This window comes from Streptomyces sp. NPDC021100 (assembly GCF_044333095.1).
GTDB lineage: Bacteria > Actinomycetota > Actinomycetes > Streptomycetales > Streptomycetaceae > Streptomyces.
Genome location: NZ_JBIRQH010000016.1, coordinates 131,924 through 146,277, shown reverse-complemented (window position 1 = coordinate 146,277; position 14,354 = coordinate 131,924). Strand labels below are relative to the sequence as shown.

General features: G+C 73.1%; 14 protein-coding genes and 2 pseudogenes. 7 read left to right on the top strand and 9 right to left on the bottom strand.

What is annotated here, in order from left to right:
- The first annotated feature begins 199 nt into the window (after positions 1-199).
- Positions 200-871 carry a heme oxygenase (biliverdin-producing) gene (locus ACH4PU_RS26055; RefSeq protein WP_398276711.1) on the top strand — a complete coding sequence of 224 codons (672 nt, stop codon included), beginning with the start codon at positions 200-202 and terminating at the stop codon, positions 869-871.
- Between the two features lie 27 nt (positions 872-898).
- Here the strand turns inward: ACH4PU_RS26055 and ACH4PU_RS26050 are convergent, their stop codons facing one another.
- Complete coding sequence (locus tag ACH4PU_RS26050) at positions 899-1,468, bottom strand: PH domain-containing protein (RefSeq protein ID WP_398276708.1); 570 nt, start codon at positions 1,466-1,468, stop codon at positions 899-901.
- Between the two features lie 538 nt (positions 1,469-2,006).
- On the opposite strand from ACH4PU_RS26050, the gene ACH4PU_RS26045 reads away from it, so the two are divergent.
- Positions 2,007-3,065, top strand: coding sequence for a PucR family transcriptional regulator (locus ACH4PU_RS26045; protein ID WP_398276705.1), 1,059 nt, complete (start codon positions 2,007-2,009; stop codon positions 3,063-3,065).
- Positions 3,066-3,103: 38 nt separating this feature from the next.
- Here ACH4PU_RS26045 and ACH4PU_RS26040 read toward each other — a convergent pair whose 3' ends face one another.
- The gene (locus tag ACH4PU_RS26040; RefSeq protein WP_398276702.1) at positions 3,104-3,766 is read right to left on the bottom strand and encodes a PhzF family phenazine biosynthesis protein; all 663 of its coding nucleotides are present in this window, start codon (positions 3,764-3,766) and stop codon (positions 3,104-3,106) included.
- 157 nt (positions 3,767-3,923) lie between these two features.
- Between ACH4PU_RS26040 and ACH4PU_RS26035 the strand changes: the two genes are divergently transcribed.
- Complete coding sequence (locus ACH4PU_RS26035) at positions 3,924-5,033, top strand: hypothetical protein (RefSeq protein WP_398276699.1); 1,110 nt, start codon at positions 3,924-3,926, stop codon at positions 5,031-5,033.
- A gap of 174 nt (positions 5,034-5,207) precedes the next feature.
- On the opposite strand, the pseudogene ACH4PU_RS26030 reads toward ACH4PU_RS26035, so the two are convergent.
- Positions 5,208-5,774, bottom strand: a pseudogene (locus tag ACH4PU_RS26030) (short-chain dehydrogenase); the annotation flags it as partial.
- Between ACH4PU_RS26030 and ACH4PU_RS26025 the strand changes: the two are divergent.
- Positions 5,773-6,073: pseudogene (locus tag ACH4PU_RS26025) on the top strand (IS5/IS1182 family transposase); the annotation flags it as partial. The pseudogenes ACH4PU_RS26030 and ACH4PU_RS26025 sit on opposite strands and share 2 nt — an antisense overlap.
- Before the next feature lie 8 nt (positions 6,074-6,081).
- Here ACH4PU_RS26025 and ACH4PU_RS26020 read toward each other — a convergent pair.
- Positions 6,082-6,798: an SDR family oxidoreductase gene (locus tag ACH4PU_RS26020; RefSeq protein ID WP_398276696.1), complete on the bottom strand. Its 717-nt coding sequence runs from the start codon at positions 6,796-6,798 to the stop codon at positions 6,082-6,084.
- 72 nt (positions 6,799-6,870) lie between these two features.
- Here ACH4PU_RS26020 and ACH4PU_RS26015 point away from each other — a divergent pair, with 72 nt between their 5' ends.
- Entirely contained in the window at positions 6,871-7,686 is an 816-nt protein-coding gene (locus tag ACH4PU_RS26015; RefSeq protein WP_398276693.1) for a helix-turn-helix transcriptional regulator, read from the top strand.
- 396 nt (positions 7,687-8,082) lie between these two features.
- Here ACH4PU_RS26015 and ACH4PU_RS26010 read toward each other — a convergent pair whose 3' ends face one another.
- From ACH4PU_RS26010 to ACH4PU_RS26000, 3 genes are all read right to left on the bottom strand, one after another.
- Positions 8,083-8,817: a dienelactone hydrolase family protein gene (locus ACH4PU_RS26010; RefSeq protein ID WP_398276690.1), complete on the bottom strand. Its 735-nt coding sequence runs from the start codon at positions 8,815-8,817 to the stop codon at positions 8,083-8,085.
- Positions 8,818-9,060: 243 nt separating this feature from the next.
- Positions 9,061-9,516, bottom strand: coding sequence for a VOC family protein (locus ACH4PU_RS26005; protein WP_398276687.1), 456 nt, complete (start codon positions 9,514-9,516; stop codon positions 9,061-9,063).
- 499 nt (positions 9,517-10,015) lie between these two features.
- A complete protein-coding gene (locus tag ACH4PU_RS26000; protein WP_030236987.1) occupies positions 10,016-10,393 on the bottom strand; it encodes a MerR family transcriptional regulator in 378 nt (125 codons plus the stop codon).
- A gap of 75 nt (positions 10,394-10,468) precedes the next feature.
- Here ACH4PU_RS26000 and ACH4PU_RS25995 point away from each other — a divergent pair, with 75 nt between their 5' ends.
- Positions 10,469-11,197: an SDR family oxidoreductase gene (locus tag ACH4PU_RS25995; protein ID WP_398276683.1), complete on the top strand. Its 729-nt coding sequence runs from the start codon at positions 10,469-10,471 to the stop codon at positions 11,195-11,197.
- Between the two features lie 608 nt (positions 11,198-11,805).
- On the opposite strand, the gene ACH4PU_RS25990 is transcribed toward ACH4PU_RS25995, so the two are convergent.
- On the bottom strand, positions 11,806-12,597 hold the full coding sequence (locus ACH4PU_RS25990; RefSeq protein ID WP_398276680.1) for an MBL fold metallo-hydrolase: 792 nt from the start codon (positions 12,595-12,597) through the stop codon (positions 11,806-11,808).
- 442 nt (positions 12,598-13,039) lie between these two features.
- Between ACH4PU_RS25990 and ACH4PU_RS25985 the strand changes: the two genes are divergently transcribed.
- Positions 13,040-13,450, top strand: coding sequence for an Imm10 family immunity protein (locus ACH4PU_RS25985; RefSeq protein WP_398276678.1), 411 nt, complete (start codon positions 13,040-13,042; stop codon positions 13,448-13,450).
- 60 nt (positions 13,451-13,510) lie between these two features.
- Here the strand turns inward: ACH4PU_RS25985 and ACH4PU_RS25980 are convergent, their stop codons facing one another.
- Positions 13,511-14,278, bottom strand: coding sequence for an HAD hydrolase family protein (locus ACH4PU_RS25980; protein WP_398276675.1), 768 nt, complete (start codon positions 14,276-14,278; stop codon positions 13,511-13,513).
- Positions 14,279-14,354 lie beyond the last annotated feature (76 nt).

Here is a 14,354-nt window from a genome sequence, read left to right as displayed (position 1 = left end):
CCTCGGCCGGTCGCCCCGACGGGCCCTCCCGCGGGAGCGGCGACGGCGGTATCGTCTTTCCGACAGCGCGTCGGCAAAACGATTGACTTAGGCAAGCCTAACCACGGACAATCGGCTCAGGGGACGCTTCGGTGTCCTCGTGGACCGGTTGTTCGTCGCTCGCCCGTCGCTCCCGTCCCTTCGTCATCGGAGGTCCGCCGTGGACTCGCCCGACACGACCCCGCCCGCTCCCTTTTCCGTGCTGATCCGCACCGCCTCCCAGGACCCCCACACCGAGGCCGAGAACTCGTCGTTCATGGGCGACCTGCTCGGCGGCCGGCTCGGCGTCTCCGCCTACCGCCGCTACACCGAGCAGCTCTGGTTCGTCTACCGGGCCCTGGAGGCCGCCGCCCCGGCCCTCGCCGACGACCCCGTCGCGGGCCCCTTCATCCGCCCCGAGCTGGCCCGCACCGCGTGCCTGGAGCGCGACCTCGCGCACCTGGGCGGCCCCGGCTGGCGTACGGAGCTGGCGGCCCTGCCCGCCACCGAGGCGTACGCCGCCCGGATCGAGGAGTGCGCCCGCGACTGGCCCGCCGGCTACGTCGCCCACCACTACACCCGCTACCTCGGCGACCTCTCCGGCGGCCAGGTCATCCGCGGCACCGCCGAGAAGACCTGGGGCTTCGAGCGCAAGGGCGACGGCGTCCGCTTCTACGTCTTCGACGGCATCGGCAGCCCCACGGCCTTCAAGCGCCACTACCGCGAACTCCTCGACGCGCTGCCGCTCGACGACCTGGAGAAGCAGCAGGTGATCGCCGAATGCAAGCGCGCCTTCGGATTCAACACGGCGGTGTTCCGGCAGCTCGGCGAGGAGTTCCCGCTGAGCGCGTGAGCGGGGCACAAGCTCCGGCGGACAGCCTCAGCCTCCGAGGAAGACAGCGACCCCTGTGGCAAGGATGACCACGACGGTCAGCAGAATCCCCACCACCATCGGCGTCAACCGGTCCCGCTTCCGCAGCGGCGGCCGGAACCGGTCGGCCGGATTCGTGGCGAACTCCCACCAGTTGACGACCTGCCGGTAGGCCACGTCGAAGTCGGGGGCGGGGTAGAGGTAGCTGCGCTGGAGTGCGGGCAGGGAGCGGCGCCGCCTGTTCCGGAGCGTGATGCGGACCGTGCGCGTCTCATACAGCCCCGTCCCGGTCTCGCGCACGTCGATCCACCGGATTTCGTGCCAGGGGTAGGTGCGGCCCCGCCCGAAGCCCCATGAGGTGGTGATGCCGGACGCCCCGACCACCGTCCGGCACCGGACGGTGACGAAGAACCCGAGAACGACGGACACGGACATCATCCCGAGCATCCAGCGGAAGGACGCCGGGCCCGTTTTGGTGTAGGCGGAGGCCAGTTGGCCCGCGCAGAGCAGCAGCCAGAACACCAGCCGCCCCTTGCTCGGGCGGTACCGGTCCCTGCCCCGGAAGACCAGCTCGTTCATCGCGCGCACACCCCGCCGCGGTTCCGAGGACGCTCGTCTCCCGACCGGGAGCGTGCGATTGAAGGGCCGAGGCCGGACACGTTCATGGGTACTACCTTCTTGCGGTCGTGCGAGCGCGAGCGCGCGCTCCGGTGTGGCAACCGCCGACGACGGCGGCAGGCCGGTGAGCGGGCGGAGACCGTCGGCCGGGCCCTGGCGCCTCCGGCCCCGGCTCGTTGCCGGGACCGGGCACCAGGGCCACCCCCGTTTCCCCCGGGCCGATGATGACCTGCGGCGACGGCGAAGCGCACTGCCGGAACCCGGCAATCTTCGGACCCCGTTCGCTGCCGCATCCGCCCCCACTCCGGCGGAGCCCGGCGTTCCGGGGCCCGGGCCGTCAGGGCACCGAGGAGCGTCTGTCACCCTGATCCTTCGGCCGGGCGCGTCAGGGAATCGTCAGGGGCGCGCCAAGAAAGCGGGAGGGGACGTGACACGGGGGGCATCACCCGGCACACGGGCGGAAACACCCGGCACACAGGCGGAATCGCCCGACCACTACGTGACGGGCTACGCCGACATCGTCCTGGACGCCTCGGCCACCGGCCGCCGGCTCTGCCGGGAGGAGCTGGACTCCCGGCGCGCGCTCGGCGAACGCGCCGCCCGCAGCCCCTACGGGTTGCGGACGTTGATCGGCGCGCACCTCTCCGCCACCCGCGCCCTCACGTCCGCCCTCCCCCTCGCCACGGGAAGCCGTGACGCGCGGGCCGTCATGGACGGCGTCCTCTCCGCGGCCGAACAGGCCGTGGACGCGTTCGCCGACGGCTACGAGCGGGCGCGGCGCCTCGCCGTGCGCCAGGAAGAGGCGGCACGCCGCGAGTTCATCGACGACCTGCTGCACGGGCGCGGCAACCTCGGCCGGCTGGCGGAGCGCGCCGAGCACGTCGGGCTGCGCCTCGCCCACACCCAGGCGGTCGCGGTGGCGGCCGGTCCCGAGCCGTTCGGTGATCTGCACCGCACCGCGCGGCAGGTGGAGGCCGCTCTGGGCGCGCGCTTCGACGAACGCCGCATCCTGCTGGCGACCAAGTCCGGCCGGCTGGTCTGCGTGGCCCAGGGCGACGGGCACGAGCTGCTGGACTTCTTCGCCGAGCGCGTCCTGGAGGCGACGGGCGGCCGGGGCCGGGTGGCCGTCGGCCGTCCCCAGCCGGGCCCGGGCGGCGTCGCCCGCTCGTACGAGGAGGCGCTCAACGCCCTCGACCTGGCGGAGCGGATGGCGCTGCCCGCGTCCGTACTGCGCGCCGAGGACCTGCTGGTCTTCCCGGTCCTCACCCGCGACCGGCAGGCGCTGGCCGATCTCGTCCGGTCCACCCTCGGGCCGCTCCGGCAGGCCCGCGGCGGGGCCGAACCGCTGCTGGAGACGCTGAACGCCTATTTCGAGGCGGGCTGTACGGCCGCCGAGGCGGCCCGGCGCCTGTCCCTGAGCGTGCGCGCCCTCACCTACCGCCTGGAGCGCATCCACCGCTACACGGGCACCGACCCGGCCGACCCCCTGCACCGCTACACGCTCCAGACGGCGGTCATCGGGGCCCGGCTGCTGGGCTGGCCGGCCCAGGAAGTCTGAACACGGCCGCCCCGGAGGCGGGTTCGCCGGTCACGGAGTCAGATCACCCGCTCCCCCATGACCACCGCCCGCCCGCCGACCTCGATCGTCCCGTCCGGCAGCGGGCGCGTGACGATCCGCGAGCCGACGCCCTGCCGGATGTCCAGGGCCCGGCCGAGCTCGGCGGTGAGGACGAGGGCGGCGGCGCCCGTCGCCTCGTCCTCCGCTATGGCGTCGCCGCGGCGCGGGAAGGCCCGCGCGCGGACCCGGCCCGCCGCCTCGTCCTCCCAGGCCCAGGCGTACAGCCAGCCCTCTCCGGGCGGCGGCGCGGGCAGCGCGTCGACCTCCGCCACGGAGCCGTACCGCTCCATGCGCCGCCCGGACGCCCACTCCGCCCGCCCGGCGATCCGGATGACGTCCCCGTCGCGGCGCACCGGCACCTCCCCGGCGGGCGGACGCAGCACGTCCGCTTCGATGAGCAGCGAGGCGACGCCGACGAGCGGATGCCCGGCGAACGGCAGCCGGACGCTGGGCGTCCAGATGTCGACGGTCCCGCGCTCCGCGTCGTCGACGAACACCGTCTCGCTGAAGCCGAGTTCGGCGGCGAGCGCCTGCCGTCGCTCCGGCCCGGTCACGGACGCGCCGTCCAGGACGACGCCGAGCGGATTGCCGCCCTTACCGTCGGGGCCGCGGAACACGCTGAGTATGCGAACGTTGATCACGTCCCCATCCAACAGCAGTGCGGACCGGCGGACATGGCGGGAGCCGGGCGGCCCGCCCGCGCCGTCCGCCCGGCCTCACTGTCAGTGCCCTGTGACAGGATGCGAACGCGTCCACGGGGGGGTGGGTCGCGGACTAATGATCAGCAGGGAGCGGGAGATGGGTGCGGGTACCGAGCCGGACGGCTCGTCCAGGTCCGACGAGGAGTGGGAGCGGTTTCTGCGCGAGTCGGCGGCGGGTGTCGCCGACGCGCCCAAGGAGCCGTCGGCGCGGGCCCGCGAGGTGGCGAAGCGGCTGCGCGCCGAGCCGGACCGCGGCCCGGAGAGCTGGCGCGGTTACACGCCCGCGCGGCCCAAGCGGCGCACGGGCTGGTACGTGGCCGGGCTGCTGGCCTCGCTGGCGCTGCTGGTGGTCGCGGTCGCGCCCGGACGGATAGTGGACCTGTTCACCGGCACCGACTCCACGCCGTCGGCGGCCGAGACCGGCCGGCCGGACCAGGCGCCCCCGGCGGAACCGGCCGGACGCCCCACCGTGGACGAGCCGTTCCGCGGCTCGCCGGCGGCGCGCTGGGCGGACGGAGCGGCGGGGATCACCGTGCCGAAGGCCAGGGCGGTCGGCTGGATGAGCGCGGCCGAGGTCGAGCGGGCCCTCGCCCGCAGCCGGGACTTCCTCGTCGCGTCCGGCCTGGACCGCGGGGTGCTCCGGGGCGAGCGCCCCGAGAAGGCGATCGCACTGATCAACCCGCACCAGAAGGACGTCCAGGACCTCCTGGGAACCGCTTTCCGGGCCCCGGGCGAGAAGAACGACCCTCTCCTCCTCTTCAGCCGCTTCCAGCCCTCCCGCACCCGGCTGGTCGGCGACGTCGTGAAGACCCGGGGCCGGCTCACCTACCGGGAGGGCGAGCGCGGCGCGCTCCAGGTGACCGCCGACGTCACCTTCGTCTACCCCGTCACGCGCGCGGACGCGGGCGGCGACGGCGGGGGCCGCGACGGCGAGATCGTGCGGACGATCGTCCGGCGCGAGCTGGTCCTGAGCTGGGACGATCCTGCCAAGGTGGTCACCGAGCCGGGCACGTTCTCGATCGTCTCGTACAAGTACGACATGACCAACGGCGGCTGTGGCGCCCCCACGGGCTACTTCACCCCGCCCTTCGGCACCGACCGCCGGGCGGACGGAGCCGGCCCGGAGGTCGACCCGTACGACCGCAGCGCGCCGATACGGCGGGGCGAGCCCTCCAGGGACGAGTGCGGGAGGGCGACGCGGTCCTAGCGGGCGGCACTCGGCGGAGGCCGCCTGGAACTCGAGGGGACGAACGTCCAGCCGCGGATCCGCTCCCGGCACCGGCACTGACACCGGCACCGACCGGTCACCGGCGCCGGGACGGTCGGCCGGGCCCCGCGCCCGGCCGGGCGGCGACGTGCACGCGCGCCGGCCCGAGGCGGCTCACACCGAGGCGGGCAGCGCGTACCGCACCCCCGTCGCCTCCTCCGACAGCTCCCACAGCCGGCGGCCGGCGGCGGGATCGGCGGCGGCCGGGGCGAGTTCGACCTCCTTCGGGGCGCCGCGCGGTTCGCCCTTGCCGGACGGGCCGATGAACAGGCCGCCCACCAGGCCGGGTTCGGTGGCGGCGTAGAGCTGGGGCAAGGCGCCCTGCTCGGGCGTCTGCGCGAGGAGCGCGTTCCCGACGCGGCCGAGGAGAAGCCGCTGCAGGGCGCTCGACGACTTCATCTGGAGGCCGGAGGCCGTGTATCCGGGGTGCGCGAGCAGGCTGCGCACCGGGCTCCCGGCCTCGGTCAGCCGGCGGTGCAGCTCGCACCCGAAGACCGCGTTGGCGAACTTCGACTGGTTGTAGGCGCCCATCGGCGAGTACCGGCGCTCGCCGGTGAGGTCGTCGAAGTCCAGGCCCGCCTTGCGGTGGTTGACCGAACTGACGGTGACGACGCGCGGGTCGCGCCCGGCGGCCAGCAGGTCGAGCAGCAGACCGGTGAGCGCGAAGTGGCCGAGGTGGTTGCACCTGGACGCCGGCTACGACTCGGACGGACCCGCACCGAGCTCACCGCCCGCCACCTGCACGGCCGCATCGCACAGGCGAGAAAGCGCCGGTCCAGGCCAGTCAGCGGTGGCATGTCGAGCGCACCCACGCCTGGCAGAACGCCTTCCACCGCCTTGCCCGCTACTACGAGCGCCGCTCGACCGTCGTCAACGCCTTCTTTGACCTCGCCGACACGATCATCACCGTCCGCAGCCTCATCCGCCGAGCCTGGACCACTTACCGCTGGGACACCCGCCCCCCGCGCTGCCATGACTGATCACCGATTCACCAGGGCACGGGCGTTCCGTCCCAGGAGAAGAAGCCACCGGTGGGGCCGTCGTCCGGGAGCAGGGCCAGGCGGAGTGCGCCCCGCGCGGCCACGGCCGGGTCATCGCCGGCTGCGGCGGCCGGGGGGTTGAGGTCGGTGGCCCGAAGGCCGGGAGCGAGCGCGTTGACCTTGAAGCCGTCCTCGGCCAGCGTCTGGGCGTAGAGGACGGTGAGGGCGTTGAGGGCGGCCTTGGACGAGCGGTAGGCGGCGGCGCCACCGCTTCCCGGGGTGAACTGGGGGTTGGGATTCGTGCTCCAGGTCAGCGACGCGGTGCCGCTGGAGATATTGACGATGCGGGGGCGTGGGGATCGGCGCAGGGCGGGCAGGAAGGCATTGGTCACCGCCGCCACCGCGAACACGTTGGTCTCGTACGTGCGCCGGTACTCCTCGACGAGGGTGTCGGTCGGCGGGGCGAGGGAGGGTGAGATGCCGGCGTTGTTGACCAGCACGTCCAGGCGGTCGACCTTGGCCGCGGCTTGTGCGATGCCGTCGGGATCCGTCACGTCGAGGACCAGCAGCCGTGCGCCGGCGCCGATCTCCTCGACGGCCCGCAGTCCGCGTCCCGGGTCGCGGGAGCCCACATACACGGTGAGGCCTTCGGCCGCGAGCAGCCGGGCGATGTGCTTGCCGATGCCCTTGTTGGCACCGGTGACCAGAGCTGTGTGATCGTTCATGGCAACTACGGTCCCCTGCCGGTGGGTACCGTGCCAGGGACAACCTGTACCAGGCAAGCGGCCGGGGGTGGCATGGCGCGGCAGGAGCTGGCCCGCTTTCTGCGGGACCGTCGGGCGGGCCTGCGCCCGCACGAGGCGGGGTTGACGACGATGGACACCGCCCGCCGTACGCCGGGCCTGCGCCGCGAAGAGGTGGCGGACCTCGCCCACATGTCGGTCGACTACTACACGCGACTGGAGCAGGCCCGGGGACCGCGGCCATCGGCCCGGATCCTGGAGGCGCTGGCCCAGGCGCTGCGGCTCACACCGGCCGAGCGCAGCCACCTGTTCCGCCTGGCGGGATCGGCCCCGCCGCCCGGCGGCAACGTCGTGCGGCAGGTCCGCCCGCACGTGGCCCGGATGCTGGAGCGGCTACCGCAGACCGCTGCCATCGTCACCGACGCGGCCTACGGCGTCGTCGCCTGGAGTCCCCTGGGCCAGGCGCTCCTCGGCGGCGACCTCGCACTCGGGACGACAAACCTGGCCCGGCGCCGCTTCCTGGACCAGGGGCGCATGTACGAAAGCTCCGGCAGCGAGGAGTTCGGGCACATCGTGGTGGCGCGACTGCGCCGGGCCGCCGACCGCTACCCGCACGACCCGCAGCTGACCACCCTGCTGGCTGAACTGCACTCCAGCAGTGAGGAGTTCCGGCAGATCTGGCAGACACGTCCGGTCCACGCACCCGGGCACCGCACCAAGACCCTCGACCACCCGGAAGCCGGCACGCTGCGGTTGAACTGCGACGTCCTGCTCGTGCCCGAGGAAGACCAGGAAGTCGTCCTGATCACAGCCGACCCCGGATCACCCGCCTCGCGGACCCTGCAAACGCTGGCCCGGCAGACGACCTGAAACGGAATTCGCGCACAGACTCCCCAGCGGCCACAGAACGTCGCAACTCCACGATCACAAAGACCTGTGACCACCTCGCTGACCCCGCCTGTCTGCGCTGGCTCTCATCGGCGCGGCAGTTCGCCCTGCGGACCTGGGCCACGGCCGTGTGCGGCGGGGCCCGCCGGCGCGGTGCGCTTCAGGCGGGCGCCGACGCTCTCGGCCTCGGCGGGCGGGAACGCCGTCCCGGTGATCGGTCGTGCGCCGGGGCCAGGGGGACGAGGACACCGTCCGCGACGTGAACGCGCCCGTACCGGCGGCGGGAGAGGCGGCTCACCGGAGCTCGTCCCCCCGCATCCACCGGGTCGGCGGGCCGCTGCCGACGCCCCGGTTCCGGCCGGTGGCCGGGCCGGCGCCTCAGCCGCCGGACAGGGCGCGGTCCAGGAGGGGGAGCAAACGGTCCCAGTGGCGTTTCAGCCCGGAGGCGCTGAAGGCGTCGGTGTCGGACATGGTGAAGCCGTGGACGGTGCCGGGGTAGATCTCGGAGGTGTGGTCGACCCCCGCGGCGTCCAAGGTCCGGTTGAGCTCGTCCAGGGCCTCGGGCGTCATGTCGCCTTCGGCGTGGGCGAAGTGGACCTGGGCGGTGAGCCGGGAGAGGAGGCCGGGCCCGTCGGCGCCCACGGGGCCGTGGAACCCGGCGACGGCGCCGACCCGGCCGGGGTGGGCCGCGGCCGTGCGCACCGCCAGGAGGCCGCCTATGCAGTAGCCGGTCACCGCGACCGGGCCGGTGCCGACCTCGGGCTGGGCGGTGAGGAACCGGAGGTAGGCGTCGGCGTCGCGCAGGGCGCGTTCGGCGGTGTGCGCCTCGATCAAGGGCATCAGCCGGGCGAAGACCGCGGGCCGGGCCTCTTCTCCGATGTGCTCGGGAAGCTCGATCACCGGTGCCGGGCCGTGCCGGTAGAAGAGGTGGGGGACGAGCACGTAGTACCCGTGCCCGGCCAGTTCGTGGGCCAACTCCCTTATCACCGGCCGGATGCCGAAGCCGTCCGTGTACATCAGCACCCCCGGGTGCCGCTCGCCGTCGTCGGGGAAGGCGGCGAACGCGTCGGCCCTACCGTCCGGGGTGGGAATCCGCAGTGCCTTGAGGGGCATGAGCTCTCCTGTCGTGGTGGATCTGTCGAACTGTGATCAACACTGAACGACACGACGGAGGCGGGGCGCGCGCGGCGGCGCCGGGTCTTCGCGCGGACGGCGGGGCCGCACCGGCCGTACGGAAGCAAGACAGCATGATCCGCCGCTACATCATCCGGCGCAACCGCCGCGCCGCCGGCGAACGCCTACGCGAGGTAGTCGACAAGGCGAACGTCGCCTGACATGTGATGCGGCTGCTCCCGATCAACCAGCGGCGCAGAACTCGTTGCCCTCGGGGTCCAACATGATCCACCAGTGTCCGGCCGGGCCGTTGTCGACCTCGCGGACACGGGTGGCTCCCAGGGACTCCAACCGTGCTATCAGGTCGTGCAGCCCGCCGGGCTCACTGTGGACGTCGAGGTGCAGCCGGTTCTTGACGGTCTTGCCCTCGGGCACGTCCTGGAACAACAGACGTCGGCCGTGACCGGTACCACTGACCTCGTCGAACGGGTCCTCCGGATGCCGGATGGCAGCGTAACCACGGAAGATCCGACGACCACGGTGTTCGGCCACCACGTCCTCACTGATGTGCCCGGCAGCCAGCAGGCGCTCGATGAGCGCGGTGGGGTCTTCCACCTCATATTCCAGGGCGGCGGCCCAGAAGTCCGCGAGTGATGACGCGTCCTGGGCGTCGACGACCAGCTTCCAATGCAATGCCATGACCCACTTATACCTGCCAGGACCGACACTCCGGGCTGACCTGCCAGAATGCCGCCCAGGATGCGAAAGAAACGAGGTCCGCCGGCATCCCGGCTGGTACCGGCACATCACCCTGGCCATGCTCGCCCACGCCTTCCTCGCCGCGATGGCCGCCGCCGCGGGGACCGAAAGGGGGGGCGGCAGAAACGGTTCCGACGCCCTCGCACCGCTCACCGTGGCGGAAATCCGGCGACTCCTGGCAACTGGCCGCCCCACGCCGGCGCACCTGCGGCACACCTGCCACGCGCTGAACTGGTCCCGCTGGCGCCGCCGCCACCAGGCCACCGCCCGCCGCTGCCACTACCACCGTCGCCCCCAAGGTCACGAACTGCCGCCACCTGACGGGGAGTCAGCCGAGTGCACTCCAAAACAGAGCTCTGGCCAGCAGCGATAGCGAACGGCGACTGTAGCTGAATACTCCAGCCGTAGATCGCTGGTGCGCCGTCCGAACCGACCGCGCCTACGGGTGCGTGTCCGTAATCGCGATGACCTCGTCGAGGCGGTCCAGGGCAGCCTGCAGGTCGTCGACCTTGGCCTGGATGCGGTCGCGCTCGGCGCGCAGCATGGCTCGTTGCTCGGCGTCGGTGTGCCCGGAGTCCCAGCACGGAAGGAGTTCCGTGATCCTTCGGCTGGTCAGGCCGGCGGCGAACATCTGCTGGAAGAAGCGGACCAGGGCGACGGCGTCCTGTCGGTAGAGGCGCTGGCCGGATGGACTGCGCTCGGCGATGAGCAGCCCCTGCTGCTCGTAGTAGCGCACGGCGCGTACCGAGACGCCGGCGCCCCGTGCCACCTCGCCGATGCGGATCAGCCGCTCGCCCGCGGCCTCCGTGACGGTCATGGCGATTCCTCTCACTCCGGCCCTGATGATCAGCACTTGCCTCTGACGTCAGCGTCAGGTTTTAGCGTACGGGGCATGGACATCAACCACTCAGTTGCCCTTGTCACCGGAGCCAACCGCGGCCTGGGCCGCGCCTTTGCCCAGCGCCTGCTCGAACGGGGCGCCCGCAAGGTCTACGCGACGGCCCGCCGACCGGAGACCGTGGACCTGCCCGGGGCCGAGGTGCTGCCCCTCGACATCACCGATCCCGCATCCGTGAGGGCCGCCGCCGAGGCCGCCGCGGACGTCTCGCTGCTCGTCAACAACGCGGGGATCCAGACGGGGACCGACCTGGTGACCGGCTCGCTGGACGCGGTGCGGCACGAGCTGGAGACCAACGTGTTCGGCCACCTGGGAATGATCCGGGAGTTCGCGCCGGCGCTCGCCAGGAACGGCGGGGGCGCGATCGTGAACGTCCTCTCCGCCATGTCGTGGTTCGGGGGCAAGGGCGTCAATGCCTACCACCTGACCAAGGCCGCCGCCTGGGCCATGACCAACGGCGTCCGCCTGGAGCTCGCCGGGCAGGGCACGCTCGTGACAGCGGTGCACCTCGGCCTGGCCGACACCGACATGGCCGCGGGCTGGCCCGTGGACAAGATCGCGCCGTCGGACCTGGCCGACGCGGCGCTCGACGGTGTCGAGGCGGGCTCCGCCGAGGTCCTCGCCGACCAGTGGAGTCGGGACGTCAAGTCCCGACTGCCACTGGCACCGGAAGAGTTCAACACCGCTATGGACCGAGCCCTGGCGGCGCTGACGACAGGTTGAGGGGCCCTCGGGCCACGCCGGCTTCGGTCGGCAGGCGAGCGTCGCGAGGGTCACCCAGCGCAGCCGGTGGGTGTGGCGGCGGACATGGCGCTCGTCCAGACCGGCGAGGCCCTTGGCGGCTTGGAAGGCCTCCTCGATCCTCCAGCGGTTCCGGCGACGCGGACCAGGACGGGCAGCGGTACTGGCCGCGGGCTGAAGCGGCGGTCGACGGGGCGGGCCCTGTGCGCCGGGACCTGCGGACAGTTGCCGCCATCCTTCTCCTCCAAGGCGCCCTCTGTGGGCGGTGATCCGACCGTACGGCGCCCGGAACGGCCGCCCGGCCTGTCCCGTACGAGCTGCGCGACGCGGTTCGGCTCCTACGTCGGTCCATCGCCGATGGCCTGCCTCACCTGGTGGCGGCCGAGTAGCGCGGCGCGCTTCCTGTGGGAGGGCGACGCGCCACTGGCGGCCGTCGCGCGCAGGGTGGGTTACGGGTCGGAGCCCGCCTTCCGCCTTCAAGCGGGAGTTCGGCACCGCGCCGGGCGCCTTCCGCAAGGCCGGTTACGGGCCGCGCCGGCGGTTCCGGTCCGCCGTCGCCCGCGTGCACCGCGAGCGACGGCGGCCGGCCCTCAGCCGATCGAGAAGGTCGCGCCGGGGGTGGCGTACTCGACGGGACCGTCGAACCGCGCCGCGGCGCGTGCCACCGCTTGCGTCGGCGTGAGGAAGCGGCCGACGTGGGTGACGATCAGCCGGCCCGCCCCGGCCGCGGCGGCCGTGTCGCCGGTGTCCTCGGGCGTGTGGTGGACCCGGTCGCTCTCGACCGGCGCCTGTGCGCTCTCCGCTTCGCACAGCAGCACGTCGCATCCCTGGGCCAGTTCGGTGAGGCTTGGGCAGGGCGCCGTGTCCCCGGAGTAGACCAGCGACGCGCCCGTCGCTCCGGCCTCCGCCCCCGCCGTCTCGACGCGCACGGCGAAGGCGGGAATGCCGTGCGACACCGCCCGGCTGGTCAGCCGGAGCGGGCCGACGGCCGCCTGGTGCCCGTCGTGCAACTCCGTGACGGCGAAGGCTGATTCGACCGGGCTGCGGGCCGCCGTGTTGGTGAGGAAGCCGGCCAGCCGGTCCGCGATGCCGGGCGGGCCGTAGAGCGGGATCGGCGCGGTGAGGCGGATGTCGGCGTACAGAGCGCCGTAGTACGCGGTGAGGAGATCCGCGCTGTGATCGGCGTGAAGGTGCGAGATCCAGATCGCGTCGAGCTCGTTGAGCCGCACGTGCCGCTGGAGCGGTCCCAGCGTGCCGCTGCCCGCGTCCACCCAGACATGGGTGCCGCCGTACGACACGAGGTAGCCGGAGCATGGGTTGTCCGCGCTCGGGTAGGGCGTCGCGCAGCCCAGGACGGTGAGGTGGAGAGTCTCGTCGCTCATCGCGGGATAGTAGAACACGTGATCGCGGAGCCCTGCCCGGAAGCGCCACGCCGCCGCGGCGGGGGCCGGCCCGGCCGTTCCGCACCGCGAGCACGTGCGGCGTCCCGGGCCGGCGGCGCGACACGTCCGCGAGAGGGGGAAGGGGAGCCGCACTGTCTCGTGGAGGTGTTCCTCCCGGTACAGCGCGTGACCGCACCGGTCGCAGCCACCACCGCACCGCGCCTGCCGACCATGTGTCCTCCGCGATACCCGAGACACCGCCGCCCCCACGACCAACCGTGCACCCGCTGGTCCCGGGCTCGTTGGAGCACCGACCGCACGCCCTCCCACGCCTCGTGCGTCGCCGCCCACTCCGTCCCGAGCGTGCTCCGGCCGGGCCGGCGCTCCCGCCGCCGCGCGACCCGCCGTGCGTACGGTCGGCCGGCGTTGGTACAACCCCGTCATGACGTACCGGTTCACCGCTCGCGCCGCCGCGGCGGAAGTCGGCCCCGACGGCTGCTTCATCGAGGCCGGCCTCGCGGAGGACGAGGACGGCAGCGGCTTCATCCTGCTGTTCATGATGGGCGAGGAAGTCCCCGACGAGCAGGAGGTCGCCCTCGGAATGGACACGCACTGCCTGGTCACAGCCGGCCAGGGGACCGCGTACGGGTGCGTGCGCGAGGCCGTCATGGAGGGCGACGTCCTGCGCGTATCGCTGGATCCCGACGCACTGGAGAGCCTGGGGCTCGACGACCCCGAAATCGAAGCCGTCGTCGAAGCCCCGGCCGAGGACGTCGCCCGGTTCCGCGAGACTCTGTCTCGGGTCCTCGCCTACGGGCGCGCGGACGCGCGGCCCGCCAGGGTGGCGGTCTGACGCGACGCGGCTGGGCGGGGCTGCGCGGCACCGTTCCGGCGGAAAGCCCCCGCTCGCGCCTCAGGCCACCGGCGTCGCCGCGGCCAGTCCGGTGATCTCGGCGGCGACGGCGGCCGGGTCGGGGGCGACGGTCGTGTGGGCGACGCCGTCCAGGTCCGGGTGGGTGCCGACGCGGACGCCGTGCCGTGCGTTGCGCAGGAGGTCGAGGTCGTTGATGTCGTTGCCGAAGGCGTTGTAGTGGTCGATGCCCAGCGAGGTCAGGGCCTCCCACTTGGTGGTGGCGCCCGGGGCGAAGTCGATGAGCGCCTCGTCGAGGTGGTGGTTGACCGTCATCCCGAGCCGCCGGCCGGCCTCGGCGAGGGCGGGCAGGTCGGTCGCGTCGACCACGAGGAACTTCACGACGGAGGGGAGGTCGGCGAGGTCGACGCGGCGGGCGAGGCGGCCTTGGTCGACGCGGCCGAGGATGGGGTGGTCGGCGGGCCCGGTGTAGGCGTAGTCCCACGGGCCGTCGGCGAGGTAGCCCGCCTTGAACCGGTGGGCTTCGACCAGGAGTTCACCCAGGTCGCCGGCCTCGAACGCGGCCCGCGCCCGGACCCGGCCGTCGACGGAGACGAGGCTGCCGTTCCCGCCGATCAGCGTCGCGGCGGGGAAGGCCCCGCCGAGGACGGGCAGGAGGTCGCGGACCGGGCGGGCCGAGGCGAACACCAGGTGGTGGCCGCCGCGTTCGCATGCTTCGATGGCGGCGAGGATCCGGCTGTCGATCGTCCTTCCGTCGAAGCAGAGGGTGCCGTCGACGTCGAAGACCGTGGTGCGGGCGCTGTTGATCACGACGGGATCGTACCGAGCCGGTGCCGTGGGGGGCACCCGGGCGGTGTGATGGGATACGCCGCATGGGTCCCAGGCA

Excerpts from the sequence above, each read along its gene's own strand:
- ACH4PU_RS26050 (WP_398276708.1), bottom strand. The coding sequence starts at position 1,468 with ATGAACGAGCTGGTCTTCCGGGGCAGGGACCGGTACCGCCCGAGCAAG.
- ACH4PU_RS26035 (WP_398276699.1), top strand. The coding sequence starts at position 3,924 with ATGGGTGCGGGTACCGAGCCGGACGGCTCGTCCAGGTCCGACGAGGAG.
- ACH4PU_RS26020 (WP_398276696.1), bottom strand. The coding sequence starts at position 6,798 with ATGAACGATCACACAGCTCTGGTCACCGGTGCCAACAAGGGCATCGGC.
- ACH4PU_RS26015 (WP_398276693.1), top strand. The coding sequence starts at position 6,871 with ATGGCGCGGCAGGAGCTGGCCCGCTTTCTGCGGGACCGTCGGGCGGGC.
- ACH4PU_RS26010 (WP_398276690.1), bottom strand. The coding sequence starts at position 8,817 with ATGCCCCTCAAGGCACTGCGGATTCCCACCCCGGACGGTAGGGCCGAC.
- ACH4PU_RS26005 (WP_398276687.1), bottom strand. The coding sequence starts at position 9,516 with ATGGCATTGCATTGGAAGCTGGTCGTCGACGCCCAGGACGCGTCATCA.
- ACH4PU_RS26000 (WP_030236987.1), bottom strand. The coding sequence starts at position 10,393 with ATGACCGTCACGGAGGCCGCGGGCGAGCGGCTGATCCGCATCGGCGAG.
- ACH4PU_RS25995 (WP_398276683.1), top strand. The coding sequence starts at position 10,469 with ATGGACATCAACCACTCAGTTGCCCTTGTCACCGGAGCCAACCGCGGC.
- ACH4PU_RS25990 (WP_398276680.1), bottom strand. The coding sequence starts at position 12,597 with ATGAGCGACGAGACTCTCCACCTCACCGTCCTGGGCTGCGCGACGCCC.
- ACH4PU_RS25985 (WP_398276678.1), top strand. The coding sequence starts at position 13,040 with ATGACGTACCGGTTCACCGCTCGCGCCGCCGCGGCGGAAGTCGGCCCC.